General features: G+C 47.8%; 11 protein-coding genes. All 11 read right to left on the bottom strand.

All coding sequences use genetic code 11. The features are described from left to right. Positions 1-721: 721 nt before the first annotated feature. Positions 722-2,161: a sucrose phosphorylase gene (gtfA, locus tag HNQ56_RS08015; RefSeq protein WP_429144442.1), complete on the bottom strand. Its 1,440-nt coding sequence runs from the start codon at positions 2,159-2,161 to the stop codon at positions 722-724. 50 nt (positions 2,162-2,211) lie between these two features. Continuing rightward, entirely contained in the window at positions 2,212-4,113 is a 1,902-nt protein-coding gene (locus tag HNQ56_RS08010; protein ID WP_429144441.1) for a beta-N-acetylhexosaminidase, read from the bottom strand. A 191-nt stretch (positions 4,114-4,304) separates the two neighbouring features. Continuing rightward, positions 4,305-4,955, bottom strand: a complete 651-nt coding sequence (locus tag HNQ56_RS08005) for a class II aldolase/adducin family protein (RefSeq protein ID WP_429144440.1) — start codon at positions 4,953-4,955, stop codon at positions 4,305-4,307. A gap of 102 nt (positions 4,956-5,057) precedes the next feature. After that, entirely contained in the window at positions 5,058-7,112 is a 2,055-nt protein-coding gene (locus HNQ56_RS08000; protein ID WP_429144438.1) for a Sip1-related alpha-galactosidase, read from the bottom strand. A gap of 139 nt (positions 7,113-7,251) precedes the next feature. After that, positions 7,252-10,404, bottom strand: coding sequence for an alpha-mannosidase (locus HNQ56_RS07995; protein WP_429144436.1), 3,153 nt, complete (start codon positions 10,402-10,404; stop codon positions 7,252-7,254). Further along, the gene (locus tag HNQ56_RS07990; protein WP_429144434.1) at positions 10,401-11,378 is read right to left on the bottom strand and encodes an ROK family protein; all 978 of its coding nucleotides are present in this window, start codon (positions 11,376-11,378) and stop codon (positions 10,401-10,403) included. Before HNQ56_RS07990 ends, HNQ56_RS07995 begins: the two co-directional genes overlap by 4 nt. Further along, positions 11,375-12,010, bottom strand: coding sequence for a D-sedoheptulose-7-phosphate isomerase (locus HNQ56_RS07985; RefSeq protein WP_429144432.1), 636 nt, complete (start codon positions 12,008-12,010; stop codon positions 11,375-11,377). The genes HNQ56_RS07990 and HNQ56_RS07985 overlap by 4 nt, the downstream gene beginning before the upstream one ends. An 89-nt stretch (positions 12,011-12,099) precedes the next feature. After that, entirely contained in the window at positions 12,100-13,383 is a 1,284-nt protein-coding gene (locus tag HNQ56_RS07980; RefSeq protein WP_429144430.1) for a four-carbon acid sugar kinase family protein, read from the bottom strand. 69 nt (positions 13,384-13,452) lie between these two features. Further along, the gene (locus tag HNQ56_RS07975) at positions 13,453-15,246 is read right to left on the bottom strand and encodes an MBL fold metallo-hydrolase (protein WP_429144428.1); all 1,794 of its coding nucleotides are present in this window, start codon (positions 15,244-15,246) and stop codon (positions 13,453-13,455) included. A gap of 74 nt (positions 15,247-15,320) precedes the next feature. Further along, a complete protein-coding gene (locus tag HNQ56_RS07970; RefSeq protein WP_429144426.1) occupies positions 15,321-17,744 on the bottom strand; it encodes an alpha-mannosidase in 2,424 nt (807 codons plus the stop codon). A gap of 29 nt (positions 17,745-17,773) precedes the next feature. Then, positions 17,774-18,664 (bottom strand): class II fructose-bisphosphate aldolase, encoded by an 891-nt coding sequence (locus tag HNQ56_RS07965; RefSeq protein ID WP_429144424.1) that lies wholly within the window; start codon positions 18,662-18,664, stop codon positions 17,774-17,776. Between the last annotated feature and the right edge of the window lie 6 nt (positions 18,665-18,670).

Below are 18,670 nucleotides of genomic sequence, written 5' to 3'. Positions count from 1 at the left end.
CATGTGTTAGGCACGCCGCCAGCGTTCATCCTGAGCCAGGATCAAACTCTCATGTTTAAGTTTTTGATCCAGTCAGATAAACGTTAGCTAATGATGTCCCTGCGTTGTTACCAACGCATGATATCGTCAAGCAATCCATTATCTTTACTGTTTTTGTGGTGTATCACTACATTGCTGTATTGATACGGTTCGTTATGCTGCCTGTTCAGAGCAGCATAAATGAAAATCTATACGGATCCGTTCCAGATATCCAACCGTCGCTAGGACTGCCGGTGTTCTGTTTTGGACCCTTGAAGTGCATGTGACACTTCAATTTTTTTAGAATTTCAGGGTTGTTTCACTGTTCAGTTATCAAGGTGCATTGTGCTTTTGTCGACGATTAATTTCTTGTTTCTCGTTTTACCGTCAACTTTTTTAGTTTATCACATCCGCTTTATTATGTCAACCACTTTTTTCATTTTCTTCAAATCTTTTTCTGTGGTATGAATGCCATTTTTCAGCGGCGGATTTCATTGTACCTTCTAAAAGCGGAAATGTCAACTGCTTTTTTAAACATTTTTCGCTTTTTATATTTTTTTAAACTTTTTTCGCTTATCAGAACTCATTCATAAGGCCGCTATAGGCGAATATGGTGTAGCTCAAACCAAAGCCAAAGGAAAAGAGCAGCTCTTCCTTCCTGCAGAGGCGAAGGTTACCTTTACCTCCTGCATACCTGCTTCATTTAATAATCCAAAGTTTCCATAATCTTCGTCAGGTGACTGCGGTAGGAAACGGCAAAGCTGTAATCCTTCAAATTGGCGGACAATACAGCTTCATACTCTCCGGTTATCCTGCGGATGATAAGTAAATCATCCTGCGTATCCTCAACAATGCATTCCTCCTCAAAGGCAGGATATTCATTACGAAAACGCATCAGTGCGCTCAGCCTCTTTACAACGGGCTTTTCCACCTCCTGCCTGATCTCCTCTGCAGTATAATTATGTCTGCTGATATTTCTGGGGAAATCCGTTTTTTCCATAAGCTCATAATCATTTTCCCCGGCGAGAAGTCCCATATAATATACTTGGGGAATTCCCGGTGCAAAGAACTGAATGGCCCTTGATAACAGATAGGCGTCATCGCTGCCTACGGCAGAGTAATAGGTACAGTTGATCTGGTATACCACAGGCTTATCCTTTGCCTTCTCGCTGTAATCCATCTTGAAGTTAGCACCGCGCTCCAGGGTCTTATGGCATACCGCATCGATTTCCTCATCCGTTAACAAATCCTTTACATCCACCGTTCCGATACCGTCATGGGTATCCAGGGTTGTATACTGCTTCTGTGGGCACATCCTGAGCCAGTTCTTAAGACGCTGGCCGCTGCCGGTATAAATGGTGTGAAGAACCAGCACCGGCAATGCAAAATCGTAGATATAATAGCCATGGCCGGCGATCTTTTGCTGTATTTTATAATGGTCATGGATCTCCGGGAGCATAGGGATGTTATTCCGGTCCAGAATATCCTGCACACGTTTCATACACTCCCACATCTCAGGCTCGACAAAGAAACAGGAGGTTCCCAGTTTCTTGGTGGCAAACGCAAAGGCATCCAGACGGATCATGGATGCGCCGTGCTTCATTAAGCATTCCAGGGATCTCTCTACAAATTCCCAGGTAATATCCGAATTCATATCCAGATCCATCTGCTCCTCACCAAAGGTGCACCAGATCTTCTCGGTGGTTCCGTCCGCAAAGGTAATATCCACACAGGGAGCGTGAGGCTTTCTTTTATTCAATACCGCCACTTCCTCCGGCGTAGGCTCTCCCTGGGGCCAAAACTTATGAAATCTCAGGAACATATCCTTATAGACGGAATCCTCATGCTTCTCGATGAAGTCCAGGAAGTATTTGCTTCTTCTGGAGAGATGGTTGATCATGAAATCGTACATCAGCTCATAATCCTCAGCAATTGCGTCGATATCCTCCCATGTTCCGAAGTCCGGATCTACCTTCTCATAGGTCAGGGGCGCAAATCCCCGATCACCGGAGGAAGGGAAAAAGGGTAGAATATGGATTGCTCCGATTTCCCTTTTAAAATAAGTATCCAGCATTTCTTTTAATTCTTTCAGGTTCTTACCAAAGCTGTCCGCATAGGTAATCAGCATAATTTTATTTTTCACAGTTACCTCCATATTTCGGTGTCAGGCACCGTTTTACTTGTTCTCTTTGGTTACAGTACGGATGCCGTAACCATGCTGCTCCATTCATTATGGTAAAGGGGAAGAGTCGCGTACCCGGGGTTCTCCCTGATATCAAGTAAAAGTCTCTCCTGCTCCAATTCCTCGATCCGGTCAGCCTCATGCTCCAGGTAACGCTCCACCGTCCAGCTTACACAGCGGATACGCTCCTTTAGCCCGCCGATTCTGATATCCTGTACCTCAAAACCAAAGGGCTTATTCTCCAGATACCACTGCTTCCGAAATGCTGCATGGAATACTTCAATCCGTTCCAGCAATTCCTTGCACTCCTCCTTTGCTATCCTTTCCAGGCTTTCCAAATCCCCGGTATCATAGGCCCTTTTCAAACGGATACCCATGTCGCATTTCAGCTCCAGTACATGGGCAAGCTTTGCCAGGGTGTCAAAGAGATAGCTGTACTCATTATTTTTATTTGCAATCCCGGCGAGTATCTGACGGCAGCTCTTATAATGTCCGGGATAGGACATCTCGTCGACATGCCTGTCATACAGGCCCTGCAATACATCCTGGTAGAAGAGGTACTTAGCCGGTCCGACGGATACGCGTCCCGGAGACGGATTGTCGGGGGTGAGATTCAAGGAAGCCAGCTCCATAAAGTCCTCATAAACCATATTGGTACAGGTGAAAAGGCGTCTGCCAAGATGCTCCTCCTCTTCCCTGCCGTTATAGCAGAGCTCCGCATACAGCTGTAATACCGGACCTACCGAGAAATTAGCCGCCTCCGCTCCGTTATCCCCCCAGCCGGTAACGATAACCTCGGTTATACCATGCTCCCTGCAGCTTTGCAGGGCTAATTTTCCGATCATAAGGCTGTGATGCAACAGGGGCGCAAAGCCCTGCCATTTCCATGCTCCTCCGGCATAGCAGATGCTGTCTGACAATTGCTTATGACGTTTTAGCATATTGTCGTATTTTTCTTTGCTCCTGGAATAATAATCCCAGTAAATCAAGGTAACATTACCGGGGACCTTATCCTTGATCTGCCCTGTGATATCCGCTGTCATGCTGTAATAATCCGAGTTGTTGGGAAGCATTTTAAAGAACATATCACTCCACATGAGCGCCCGGAAGCCGTATTTTTCGCAAATGTCCAGAACTCTCTTCAGATGCTCGCCCATAATTTCATCGGGTTTGGTATAGCCATTCTGCTTTAAGTATTTGCCAAGCCCTAGCATCTCCGCTTCATCCATGCCGATGTTGATCTTCCCGGACCGGAATACCTCGGAACAGGTTTTAATCATCGCTTCAATGAGCGCGTAGGTTTTATCCTTGCCGCACAAAAGAATATCCCCAAGATCACGGACCTCCTGGAAATCATTCCATTTAAAGATAGCATTCAGATGTGCCAGTGTCTGTATGCAGGGAATCAGCTCCACACCGTAGCTCTCTGCATATGCCACCAGCTCCTTCAATTCCGCTTTGCTAAATCGCCCTCTTTGATAGCCAAAGAAGGGATAGCCCTCCAGCTCATACGTATCCTCGGTATAAAGCATAAGGGAGGGATAACCCATCAGCGCAAGCTGGCGTATCATTTTCTTGACGGACGGGATATTGCTGACCGCATTCCTGGAATTGTCCTGCATATAGGTGAGTCCGGTAAATGCCGGCTTTTCCGTAATGTCGGACGGCTTGCCCTCACGGATTGCCTCTATCAATAAGCCCAGTCCGCGGAAGAATTCAACCGGATTATGATAAGCTATGACAGCCTGCTCCTTTTCATAGACTACCCGAAGCCCTTCCTCTGCTGCCTGTGTTATTATCCTAAGGCCGGTGTCCGGCTCCTTTGCCAGTGTAAAGCTCAGCTGCTCCTGCAGTTCGTCCACAGGCGGCCATAGCCCGGGATCTAAATCAATAAAATTCAATACGATATTCATTGCATTCTCCTCTTTTTGATAATATTAGCAACAGTTCAGCCTGGGGTATTCTGACATCTTCTTTTTATGCAGACTGACTGAGTACATCTTGTGAAGCGGAGCGTTCTGAACGTACGAAGGAAAAGCAAGTAAAAAGAAGATGTCAGAATACCCCAGGCTGAACTGTTGCTGATATTACTATCAAATTCTTTTTATCCTTTTAATTTCGCAAGATTCTCCTTGCTGATGACTTCAGGATCACCGAGTAATCTTGACACTATAATTGTCTTTGCTACGGCCTCCAACACATCCATCCTGTTATAAGCATCAATCAAATCCGTACCGTAGGTAATCGCCCCATGATTCTTTAGCAGAATGCTGTTCACCTTCCGGATATGGGGCGCGATTACCTCCGCCATCTCCGGGGTTCCTGGCGTGCCGTATTCTGCAAGAGCAGTCGGTCCGAGGATCACCCTGGCTTCAATGAGATGGTCATCCGGTATATTCTTACCGGCAAGCGCAAAAGCGGTTGCATAGACCGGATGGGTATGGATAATGGCACCTATCTCCGGCCGGTTCTGATAGATCGCCCGGTGCATCAAAAACTCCGAGGAGGCCTTACCCCTGCCCTCGGCCACATTCCCGTCAAGGTCTGTCACAATCATATCCTCCGGCGACAGCAATCCCTTGTTCTTCCTGGATGGGGTTATTATAATATGCTTCTCATTCAATCTCATGCTGATATTGCCGTCACTGGCGGTTACCAGCTGACGCTCATATAACAGCTTACAGATCTCTTTTAACTGAATTCGTTCCTGTTCGTACATTATTATATCCATGCCCTTTACCGCACAAATTGCCATGAAAATGCAGGCATGAACCCGGTCCTCCCTTTATTGATATATTCTATTTCTTTCAATCTTTCCTCCATTACGGCGCGCTCTGCACCGTCACTGATTATCCTTCTATTCGATGGATATGACAACCTCTCCCAGAAGCCCGGAGCAGTCCAGGGTATAGAAACCGTTCCCCTGCCTCAGCCGGTCCGTCCGGTCGATTCCGTTTACTCCAATCTTCACCGGCTTCTCTTCCTTATAGTAAGCAAATATTCCGCCTTCCTTCAAAGTTATAACAGCGGAAGCTTCTGCCTCATACACAGACTTCACCGCATGGGCGCTCATATATTTATTAATGAGCCCGATTGGTGTCACCGAATTTCTCATGGGGATGAATAGCACAAGGGCATATTCCTTCTCGGCCAGCTCAAATCGAAGCGCTTCTGAACGCTTCAGCCTTGTGAAGGATTTTTCATAATAATTATAAGCTCCGAACTCTTCTCCTTCCAGCTCGCCAATCTCCGACGGCGAAACCTGTGTTGCTATGCTTTCCTTCTGCTCGCTGATATGAAAAGCAGCAATCGCACCGGTTTTGTTCACCGTATTGGTAAGCTTTAGGGCACGGCCGGCAAGGGGTGAATCGAAGATACAATCAAGGGTCGGCTTTGCACAGCGGTCCATTCTCAGGAGCCTGCCGTCATGATATACCAAGGGCATGATTTCATCATAAATGGTCTCTCCAATCCGGTCGCTTACATAGACCGGGCCGCCGCTGATGGCACGTACCAGTGCATGCTTTCCGGCATCCGGATGGTTGGTCCAGTACATATCCCAGTCGCAGACATAGACATAATCATGATATAAGGCATTATAGGCATTCTGGAGCATGTGTTCCCGAAAGCCCTGCTCTTCATCGGGCACGAAATCATCACTGTTTCTGGAGATGCAGGTAGCCGGACGGTTCAGGACATTCTCCACGGCCATTCCCATGCAGTTTATGATATTGCCGTTCATCAGCATACCCACCGCGCCCTCCAGAGCCTGATGGGTTCCGGCTGCCGCCTTGCCGATTTCCTCATTGTTCTTATAGTAATTCTTCAGCGCGCTCTGTCCGTCCACCTTAACAAAATCTATTCCCTGGTCGCTCAGATAGGTATACCAGTTTTTCCAAAAGCCAAAGCCCTTCTCCGGTTCGTAATGGGGGATAAGCTTTCCGTTTTTTGTGCGGTATAAATGCTCTCTTTCCTTCCGGGCCAGCTCCGAAGCAGCTCCAACCCCGCCCCAGTAGCCTCCGAGGGCATGCCATACGCCAATCCAGTCAATCTCGGAATTCTCCTTTAGCTCCCGAGTCAGCTTCTTAAAGCCATTGGGGAATTTGCTGGAATCCGGTTTAAAATCCACAAGGCACTGGTTTTCGATACTCAGCCAGCCGTCATCCATCAGGAGCCAGCGGACCGGAACCCGCTTTTCCTTTAATTCTTCTGCTTTGCTTCGCACCTTCGCTTCCGTAATGTCGGTATAGAAGGCATCCCAGCTGCACCAGCCGAAATATTCGAACATCGGAGGATATTCCCTTTTCGCCCTGACAGGAACTTTCTTCAGTGCACAGGCGGCCTCCATTACCTTTCGGGTCAGCTCATAGAAATCCTCCCCCTCCGACAGAAGAAAGCTGTAATCGCTGATGCTGTTGATACCGGGAGTATAAGCCGTCAATTTAAAGGTAACGGTATCCTTCGTCCCTTTGGTCACATAGGTTTTGGTCTTATCCCCTGCGATTGGCAGAACAAAGCCAAAGCGGTCCTTTCCCTTGAGATAGAGGGCCTGCGTCCTCTCCGGGATTTCCTCATAGGTGCTGATGAAAGCCGGACGGCTCCACCAGTCCCTGTGCTGGTAGGCAGCGCACATACGGTTAGGGACTTCATCAAATGTGACGCTTACCTCAACCGGTGATGCCTCACACAGGTTAAAGCTCTCCCGGAAGGGATGGTTCTCAATCTCTACCCTGACCGTTCCGGCTGTAATACCCTGAATTTCTTCCAGGGTTACCGACGCATTGATTTTTTTCTCCTCCTCGCAAAAGCGGTATACGCTTCCCAGGTCAGTTTCTGATATTTCCTCATAAGGCAGGGATACGATACCGTTCTCCATTGACAACGTCATCCTGATCTCTCTTATCTTTAACATCTTTCCCTCCATGATGCCGGTTTTCGGCATCTCATCATCTAATAATCCAAATCAAACGGTCCTTACCGCTCGGAGCCTTAGCCGGTATGCCTTTCATCAACGCCTGCAAACGTTAGGCCGCAGAGGTTCTATCTATTCATTAAAAATATAATTTAAATGTTTTTACTTCATAGCCTGTGATATTAAATTCGATTTCATTATTCTTTATTGGTACTTCTTCCAGCTCACGCTCAATCATATTTGTTTCCACCACTCTGGTAACAGGAAGCCCAAAGCTCATGGTTACCGGTTTCCCTTTGCGGTTTTTGTACTCGTATAATCGAACAATGACGGCCTTTTCATCCTCCGCCTTCTTAATTGTGTCAATTACAATATTATCCGAGTCCACTTGAAGGAAGCCAAAGGAATCACTGTTACTGCAATTCCTGGTCGTCTGCTCTGCCAGCAGGGGAACATTCAGCTGTGTCGCCTCCTGCTGTACTTTACTCTCCTGCCAGCCTCCCCTGTGCGGATAGAGGGAATAGGTAAAGCTATGCTCACAGCGGTCTGCCGTTTCATCCGGTTGAATCGCTGATTTGATTAAGGTCAGGCCAATGACATTCTCATGGATGTCATGACCGTATTTACAGTCATTCAGCAGGGAGACGCCGTAATCCCCTTCCGATACATCCACCCACTTGTGGGCGGACACCTCAAATCGGGCGAAATCCCATTCCGTATTGGTATGCGTCGGACGCTTGATGTTGCCGTACTGTATCTCATAGGTCGCTTCGTTGGTATGAATATCCACCGGGAAGAAGGCCTTTAATAATACCTGCTTTTCCTTCCAGGATACCATGGTCTTAAAATCAATCCGGTCCTTATCCTGATAGATAATAACATCCTGTGCAATGACGGACTCATTGAAGCTCCAAGTCAGCCTCAGTACACCCCTTACCGGACCCTCCTCAACCACTTCCCTGCTGATTAATTCCATGGGACCATAGGGCTTTTCCTTATAGAATACATCAATGTCCCATGCATCAAAGCGAAGAGGCTTATCTTCAAAGGCTTTGAGAACATTCATCGGCTCTCCGCCGCAGATTTGCCTGCAATTTAACTTGTCATAGAAGGATATGATTTCCCCTCCTTCATTGAAATCGATGGAGAAATAACGATTCTCCAGATGGTCAAGGGTCAGCTTTAAATCCAATGCCTTCTCCTCCGGACGCTGACCGGAGATCAGTATCTTCTTAAAGCCGTAAGCCGGTATCTCTTCCACAAAGACCAGCATTCCTTCCTCTGTCTCCTGCGCCTTTAATGCCGCTCCCTTTCCGTCCGTGAAGGAGGCGCCCGGCACCACCTTGCCTGCATAGGGCAGCAATACAATATCATCCCTTACCCATCCGGCAGTATTGAATACGGCGACCGCATCCGGTTCCCCTGCCGCCCCGCAGAGTCTTGCCTTTGCCTGGGACAGAAACTCTGTGCCCTGCTTTTTGGTTTCTTCATAGATTACCCGGCAATCCTCATATACCTGGCGGATGGAGGACCCCGGCAATACATCATGGAATTGGTTTAACAGTATCTTTTCCCACATTTTATTGATGGTCTTATCCGGATACTTTTCCTCGTTCTTCAGCACATCGGACAGGATGCTTAAAAACTCCACGTCATGCATTAACACTTCCGCCCTGCGGTTTGCACGCTTTGTATAGGCCTGAGAGGTATAGGTTCCCCGATGCATCTCGAAATACAATTCACCCTCCCATACATTAAGTGCCTCCTGAGCGATGGTGTCATAGATGCGTTTGAAATAATTCTCCGTATGATCGATCTGCACTCTTGGTATTCCGGGTATATTCTTCATAACACGGGCGCGCTCCAGCATCTCCCTGGTCGGACCGCCGCCGCCGTCACCCCAGCCGAAAGCTAGCAAAAGCTCGTCATTCTTATTCTTATCCCGGTAATTTTCCCAGATCCCCGTTACCTCCTGGGGTTCCATCTGACCATTATAGGTGTAGAACCAGGAGCCATTGTCCGGCGTAGTGATAAAATGTGTAAATATCTCGCTTCCGTCGATTCCCCGCCACAGAAAGGTATCGTAGGGGAAATGATTGAACTGGTTCCAGCTTATCTTTGTGGTCATAAAATAATCCATGTCGGATTTTTTCATAATCTGGGGCAGGGCCGCGCTGTAGCCAAATACATCGGGAAGCCACAAAAGCCTGGAATCCTTGCCGAATTCCTCCTTGATATACCGTTTTCCATAGAGGAACTGGCGCACCAGGGATTCCCCGGAGGGAAGATTGGTATCGGCTTCCACCCACATGCCGCCGGTTATCTCCCATTGGCCTTCCCGGATCTTTTCTTTGACCTGTGCGAAGATTTCAGGATAATCCTCCTTGATCCATTGATATAATTGGGGCGAGGAATGCATAAAGCGGTATTCCGGAAACAGCCTCATCAAGTTCAGCACCGTGGAAAAGGTTCTGGAGGCCTTCTCCCTGGTTGCGGAGTATCTCCACAGCCATCCCATATCGATATGGGAATGGCCCACACCGGTTACCGTGGGTTTTATTTCATCTATTTTAGCGTACTCCTCAAGCCCTGCCTGTACGAATTCCAGGGCTGCTTCAATGGAAGCATAGTAGGAAGCCTTCTTAAAATGAAGGAAATCCACTCTCCGGAAGGTATCGGTTAACAGCTTTGTCAGCTTTATTCTTCTTAAATCATTCTCATTTAGAAGCTCCACGCTCTTAAGCAGGGTATCGATGATAAAATAAAATTTATCCACCTTGGGATCAATCACAGCCAGCTTTGCTTCCTTAAAGACTCTTACTTTGGGGATATCAAGAACACCGCTCCAGCTCTTAAGGGAGATTTGAAGTTCCCTGCCCTCCTGATAGATTGCCGGATCCAAAAAGGCTTCTTCATGCCATACATCAATGGCCTGTACCGGTCTTCCGTTGATGTACAGCAGCGTTTCCGCCGTAGATCCGCCGCCGTCCCGAGGCCCGATGATACCTTTAAAAGCAAGAGTCTTCCCGAGAAAATGCTCCGGAATCGTTACTTTGCAGCGAAACCATGCTACCTTATCATATCCGCCCCAGGAATCCCAGAGCTTAAAATCCGACCATGCAGAATCATCGTAATCCATAGCATAAGCGTCATCCAGCTTTTCCTCCATGGTGGTCTCCAGGTACTTCCACACCGGCAGTTCGATAGATTCCCTGATTCTGGTGCCCCGGATGTCCTCATCTATATATTTTCTGATTCGTTCCAGCTTAAAATGCGGATCTTTTACCTTCACTTTTCTCTCCTCCTAATGATATTCATCGCCACGGAAAATGCCGCGTAATCTCCGACCTCTTCGCCCAACCCCGCTGCGACAATTTTGCATACCTCACGGTTCCAGCTCAGGGCCTCCCTGGCTATGACAGCCTCCATCGCATCCCGTAACAGCTTTTCCTGTCTTAAGAAGATACTGCCGATTATAATACGCTCCGGATTAAGTACATCAATTAAAATCGATATTCCCTTCCCCAGCTTTTCTCCCACCGTTTTAAATATGCTGATGGCCAGTCCATCCCCTTCGGAGGCAGCCTGGCCCACATCGGCGGTGGTAAGCTTTGCAATCTCAGGCTGGATCGTAAGGATACGGGTTTCCATATTCTTGTCACGGTATTCCCGTACCAGGGACTTTGCCAGCTTCGCTATACCGGCACCGCCGCAAAAGCCCTCAAAGGAACCAGCCTTACCGTATCCCACGGGGCCGTCCTCCTCCAAGCGGATATGACCTACTTCCCCGGCCATATCATTGGTCCCGGCATATAAATCCCCGTTTAAGACAAGTCCAGCTCCCAGTCCCGTTCCAAAGGTCAGGAAAATCATATTCTTCGTCCCTTTTCCTGCACCCCACATCCACTCTGCAAGAGCACAGGCATTGGCATCATTTTGCACCGCAGCCGGTATGCCAAAGGCTTTTGTAAAGGGAGTCACCACGTCGATATGATCCCAGTTGCTCAGATGAGGCGGGGATAAGATCAATCCCCTTGCGGAATCCAACGGGCTTCCGCAGCTTATACCGACGCTTTCCATCCTTTTGTCCGGATACTTCTCCGATAAAAGTTTCAGATTGTTTACTAATTCCTCGACTGCTTCCTCCGGGTTCCCAGGTGTCGGGAATTTGATCTTATCAATAATCTCCACTCCTTTTTCGGATACGACCCCGATGCTGACCGCGCATTTTGTTCCTCCGATGTCAACTCCGCCTACGCAATTCATCCGAAAAACACCTCCTCCACCATTCTGCAAAGTGTGTGGTAAATCGGCAAGTGATATTCCTGCACCTTGTAAGTAATATCGCTCGGTGCACAGATGCATACATCACAAAGTTCCTTTAAGGCTCCGCCCGACCGGCCGGTGAACCCAAGGGTTTTCATTCCTTTTGCTTTCGCTGTCTTTAGAGCATAGATGACATTCTTTGAATTACCGGAGGTGCTGATTCCCAGCAGCACATCTCCCTCCGCACCATAGCCGTACACCTGCTGGGCAAAGACCAGCTCCGGCTTCGCATCATTGGCATAGGCGGTGGACAGTGCTATGTTGCTGGTTAAGGTTATTGCGGGAAGTGCCTCCTGCAGATATTCGCCCAGCATTTTTCCGTCCTCACCGTAAGCTGCCAAAGCCGCTTTTCTTTTCGGCTTGATGGGACGCCGGATATAGAATTCCTTCATCAGTTCACCGACGATATGCTCCGCATCCGCCCCGCTTCCGCCGTTACCGCAGACCAGGAGCTTGTTGCCCTGCCGGTAGATCTCACAGAGCATTGTATAGGCCCTATGTATCTCCTCCTTACAGGGGGCAAGTGCCGGATACTCCTCCATTAATTGTATCAGATAATTTATTTCTTTCATACCGTTACCATCCTTTTATAATAATACCGTCTGTCACCCTCTGAACAGTAACGTCATTTCGACTTGTTCGCCGGCTTCCAACAGATCAATCAGCGGGATAGAAGATCGCTTGTTTTTTCAATAAACTCCGCGGAACCAAAGCTTCCGGATTTTAATACCAGCTTATAATGAGGCTCTGTGATACTTTCACAGACCGGAAGTCCGGGTTCAATTTCTTCGCAGATTCTCATCCCCTTGATCTTCATCCGGTCACAGAAGGAGGCAGAGGTGTCCCCTCCGCAGATAATGAATTTTTTCAGGCTGTATTGCACGGCTATGATATTGGCTATCTCCGCCAGGGTATCCGACACCAGGCAGGAAATCGCCGTATTATCCATTCCGTTTTGCAGCGCCAGAGCTTTGGTCTGCTTCACCTGCTCCTCTTCGTTCAGAGCGTGGAGAATTACAATCTTGCTTTTATTGCAGGCCTCATGATATTCATTTAATATCCTGCTTTTCTCTCTGGTAAGCTCCGCCTCTGTAAAGAGCTTCATGGTATCCAGGGTAATCACCGGGTAATCCTTTGCTTTCATATGGGCAAGCTGTGCTTTCGTCTGCGGCGTCAGGCTTCCAGCGATACAAAGTATCTTTCGGCCATCCGGCGTTTCATTCGCAGACGGCTGCACGCTCTGCCGTATTCCTTTGCTCTTTCTCTTTCCAAGATAATACCCCAGGGCGGAACTTCCGCAGATGATTTTCTCGTTCTCAACCGCTTCTGCGATCAAGGCCAAATCCTCGTTATGCCGGACGTCCAGAATGATATAATTACATTCTTTCTTCTTCTCCTTTATTTCACGGCTTAAAGCCTCTATCCCCCGATCCAGTATCTCATAAAAAATGGCACCCACCTTGCGCTTTGTCTGGGCCTGAAGGATATCTACCAGATCGGACTGCTTCATCGGATGAACCGGGTCATTCCTGAACTGGCTCTCTTCCAGCCTGCTTCCGTGTACATAATGTATTCCGTGCCGTGTCGTCCTGCCGTTATCAGGAAATCCCAATATCACAACTGCAAATTCTTCCTCCAGCGCATCCAGCATCGCATCGAATTCCGCTCCGATATTGCCGCGAAATACCGAGCACTGCTTGTCAATGAACTGATGGACCTCATGCTTATGAAATAATTTCACAGCGGAATATACTCTGCTGTATGCTCCTTCATAGGTACAGAATCTGGAGTTAGTATCGATTATCGTCACTTCATCCGTCCAGGCTTCCTGTACGCCCAGCTTGTCATAGCTGTATACAACCGTGTCCAGGCCGGCCTTGGCATACATAATCCCAATATCATTTGCTCCTGTGATATCATCTGCTATTATTACCGTATTTGACATATTTCCCTCCACTCCTGGGCATGCATTTTATCAGCGTCTGATATTTTGTTAATATCCGCTTTTACCAGACTATGCTTTTACAGTAACAAGCATTTCCGCCTGCTGTCCAAAGCGCTGGCTTCCGAAGACCAAGTCACAGGCAATTCTATTCCGGTGTCCGGGCTGTGCGGAAGCTTTGATTGCAGCTTCAAAGCAAATGATTTCCCCTGGGCCTGCCTCGGCCTCGAAATCAGCTATTCCTTTAAAGCCCTCTGGAAGTATGAGCTTTGCTTTCACTAACTTTTTATCTGAAAAAGGATTGGTAATCCGCATCTGCAGCAAAAAGCTTTCTTCCGTCTTCACTGTCTTCTGGTAGGGCCGCATAATGACAGGAAAATCCTCCTGCTTCCTATCATATCCGTCTTCCGGAAGGAGTTCCCGGTGCAGCTCATCAATCCCCCGTCCCAGCTCCTCCAGCTTTTTCTGGAATTCCTGTGTATAATCCAGCTTCGTCCAATGTCCGGACAGCAGAATATCCGGCTTAATTCTGCGGATCAGCCGGGCACTTTTTATAAAATCATCAAATTCAAACTTATTCTTATAGACATAATTACATTGTATTCCTTCTCCAAAGGCATACTGGTCCCCGGTGCAAAGGAATTTCTTTGAGTCCGCCGTGAATTCGATTGCCGCCCCATACCTGGTATGGCCGGAGAATTCATGCAGTGTAATCTCATATTCCTCCCAGCAGAAGGCCTGAGCTAACGGCAATCTCTCATCCACGGCAATCGGATCGTACCAAAGACAGGGCAGATCATATTCCATCGGCTGCTCCAGAATATCCGCAAAGTTCTCCGGACAGAGTATTCTTGCCTGATACACCTCCCTCAACAGGTTCAGGCCCGCTACATGGTCATCATGATAGTGGGTGGGAATACATGCATCGATTCTGGTAACACCGTAATCGCTCATCAGCTTGGGGATGGTGTAAAGCCAGGGCCTGCGGGAGCTCCGGTCCGCTCCCGCCGCCGGACCCGCCATAAAATCGTATCCGAAGTCGATCATCAGAGCTTTCCCGCTTTCAGACAGGAGAACATAGGAGTTGGACATGCTGGTACGGTTAAAAAGAACATGCCGGGTAATCTCTTCATAGGGCTTTTCCCTCAACAGCATCAATCTCGGATTATGCCCTCTTAACTTAAGCATCCGTCCCAACCGTTCGATTAGTATGTCAATCCAGTGCATGGAGGTAATTGCTTCTCCATGGGAGGGCAGCAGGAGATCAAAGCCCTGCTCCTTCACGGATAAGAGGGATAAAATATGATAAGGGATGCCCTCTCCGCCGTTATAGGTCCATTGTGTGGCTGCCAGGGACCAAAGCTTTCCCTCCTGGTAGATCAAATCTCCCGTAAACAAAAACCTCTGATCCTCCAATCCCACCGCAATTGAGATGGAACCGGCGGTATGCCCGGGAGTCGGCAGAATCTGATAACTTCTGCCATGAAAGGTATAAGCCGCGTAATCCTTAAGGGTTCCCGCAATATCTACAGAATTCAGGATGGAAAAACGGTCCTGGCGGTTGTTATAATTATTAAAAATTTCCCTTCTCTGCCAAAGCTCATCCGCCGCCGCGATCAAGTCCTGTTCCTGATGGGGAACCCATATGGGAATGTCCTTTTGATTCGCTATTTTTAATCCCTGAATCTGGTCACGGTGATGATGGGTTACCAAAATTGCAGTTACCTGCTTTATTCCAATCTCCGGCAGTTCTTCCAATACACCTCCGCTGCCAAAGTCGATCAGAATGCCGTTTTCCTCTTCTTTTATGATGTATACCCGGCAGGTATCCTGATGGACATATAATTGTTCCGTTAATTTTTTCATTATAATGACCATCCCCTTTCCAGTACCTGCAAGCTTTGGATCGCAGGTACTTTTCCGCTGCGAAGTTTGCTTATCTAGAATTCCAGCATGTTTACTTCCATAATTTCAGCATGTTTGTCATACGGTACTTTGATTGTCTTAATTTCACAGGGCTTAAACTGCAGCATGGCAGTACGCTCCATAAATGGAAGCTCTATAGCTGCCTCTACCGGGCGCTTCATCGTCTCATAGGCTCGAATGATAATACCGTCTTTATCCTCCGCTTCCTTCATGGCGCTGATTACAATTTCCCTGCGGTCAACCTGTACAAAGGACTGCACCTGGGGCTGACTGCCCTGATGGAAGGTCTCAATTACTGTCACCGGCTTCTGGTTGATTTCCATGGCTCTGCGGATGATATCCGAATCCTTCCAACCTCCTTCGTGGGGAAGCAGGGCATAGGTCATCTCCTGGATACCATTATCCACATACACATATTCCTCTTCCGGATCCAGCACCTTGGGATCGTGATGTGCATATACGGAATTCTTTAACAGAGTGATTGACATCTCATCCACATCAAAGCTATAGCTGTATTTACTGTCGTTGGCAATTCCCAGACCATAAAGAATACCATTCTTAAAATGCTCTCCGGAAAAATCAATCCAGGTCTGTCCCGGCTCTTCCTCACCATTAGCACTCTTCTCAATATATCCATAAGGAATTTCGTAAGTCGGTTTCCTGAAATTAAAGTTTACAGGGAATTTCAGCTTCAGCATGGTCTGGGGTTCCCTCCAGTCCACGTTGACCTTTACCTCGATATGGTCCAGCTCCTTGTATACTCTGAAGTCCTGAATCACATAGGACTCCCTGTATTTGCTCTTTACACGCATGGTGGATCTGACGGGGCCGTCCTCCAGAATGCGGACTGTTACCGCTTCCATGGATGCAATTTCTTTATCAAATTTATAGATATTATGGCTCCAGGTATCGGATTTGTCTTCGATTACCGCCAGCCTTGCCCCTTCCCGGCGCAGGATTTCCAAGTCGCATTTTTTATCATAGAAGCTCTTGATACAGCCGCTCTGGGTATTGAATTCCAGGCGGTATCTATCATTCTCAACGGTGGTCTCGGTGATTGCCACATGGGGAAGTACCTGCGCTTCCTCCGTCTTCAGATATAATTTAAACACTCTGTAACCCATGCCGGGCAATTCGGCCACAAATAATAAGCGGGACTGGCCGTTCACCGTAGCCTCCGACTGTATCCGCTGGGCGGGTATGATATTGCCCTGTTCATCGGTCAGTCTGAAGTTGTCATTGCTCAGGCCGCGAATCTCCAGATCAATCGCCATCTTTCCCGCCCAGCTGTGGGAATTGAAGACAACGATAGGTTTCATCGTCACATCCAGCTCAATGCCGATATCCCAGGACAATGCCTGAATGGCATAATTAAGGTTTCTCTGGCCGATGGCCATCGCCTCTCCATGGAGATAGGAAGCATCCTCATATGCGGAAGCAATGCTGGTTCCGGCTAAGATATCATGGAACTGGTTAAACATTACATCCTTCCAGGCCAGCTCAAAATCAGAAGGATAGGGCTGGTTTTCAACCACATTGGAGATCGTGCTCCACTTCTCGGCATTTACCAGCAAGGTTTCCGCTTTCCGGTTACCGCGCTTGATACCGGAATGAACGCTATAACAGCCGCTGGCATGATGCTGGAGGTCGCCGTACACCACCGGAAATTCCTTGCCGCTCTTTTTTATGCCCTGGAAGAAGTTTTCCGTACTGCTCATCTCGCAGACCGGCATATCCTCCCTTTCATTCAACTCACGGATGCTTTTAATATTTTCCCTGGTGGGGCCGCCGCCATGATTGCCCACACCGTAGAACATCATCATTTCATCTTCGCCATCCCTTAACTCATAGTTCAGGCGGTTCGCATGATATTCCAGGTCCTTTCCGCTGGAGCAGTATTCGTAGGGGATGCGGTAGGTCAATACCTTCGACCCATCCTCTGACTTCCACCAGAAGATTCTTCCCGGCAGCCCCTTTTCCAGAGGCATAGGACGCATAAACACATAATTGTCCATGCCGCTCTTCTTCAGAATCTGGGGAAGATTCCCGTTATGTCCGAAGCTGTCCACATTGTAGCCTGTTGTTGCCATCCTGCCAAATTTTTTCTTGAAGTAGCGCTGGGAGTATAAGCCATGACGGACATAGGATTCTCCGCCGGGTATATTGCAGTCCGGCTGAACGTACCAGCCTCCTACGATTTCCCATCTGCCCTCTTCTATTCTTTGAACAATCTCCTCAAACATCCTGGGATTGTTTTTTTCCACCCATTCATAAAATGCCGCCGAGCTGCAGGAGAAGATAAAATCTTCACTTTCCTTCATACGGTCCAGCGCCGACTGAAAGGTTGCCTTTACTTCCTGAAACCCCTCTTGCCAGTTCCACAGCCATACCGGATCCAAATGTGCATTCCCTATCATATGTAGCTTCTTATCCTTCATAGATACCTCCATTTGCCGCAGGCTTTATCCTATATTGCCTTACCTGCACTCAATAAATAATCATTGATCTTCTCTTTTACCAATTCATAAACCGCCTGTCTTGCCTTTTCAAGCATTTCACCGGAATAGCCGTTTAACTCCTCTTCCGTCATATGCGTTTCTTTTCCTAAGACATGCAGCATGGACTGTTCTACATCTGTGGCAATATTCACCTTGCTGACTCCTCCGGAAGTCATTCTTACTGCTTTGATCACCATCTCGCTGGGAACTCCGGAACCGCCGTGAAGCACCAACGGAGTATCTACCAGCCGATTAATATGCTCCAATCTTTCATAATCTATTCTCGGTTGTCTCACAGTATAGCTTCCATGGGCCGTACCGACGGAAACCGCCAGCGCATCCACTCTGGTCCGCTCACAGAATTCCTTCGCTTCCTCCGGAACCGTAAAGAATTCTTCATCATGATCCGTTTCCACAAAATCCGTAGTGCCGATCCTGCCAAGCTCCGCTTCCACCGTAACTCCGTAGGGGTGGGCATAATCAACCGTCTGCTTGCTCAGCTCCACATTTTTGTTGAACTCATGCTCGGAGGCATCAATCATAACGGATGTGAATCCAGCTGCAATGGCCTGTTTAATAATTTCAAAATCCTTCGTATGATCCAAATGGAGAACGACGGGAACACAGGGCTGCAATTCCTCTACAACACGGAAAAATTCTTCCGCAAAATCTTTGATTGCCACCTTATGGCGATAAACCTCTTTTTCAGAAATCTGAATGATTACAGGGGATACCGTGTCAATGGCCGCTTTTATGATGGGCAAAATCAGCTTTGTATACCTGGGGGAAAAGGAGCCAACCGCATAGCCGCTTTTATGTCCTTGTTCCAATACTTTTGTTAAATTCTCAACCTTAGTCATTCTATT

It is taken from the genome of Anaerotaenia torta, assembly GCF_050433395.1.
GTDB lineage: Bacteria > Bacillota > Clostridia > Lachnospirales > Lachnospiraceae > Mobilitalea > Mobilitalea torta.
The sequence above is the reverse complement of the archived record's forward strand: the minus strand, read 5'-3'. Positions and strand labels throughout refer to the sequence as shown.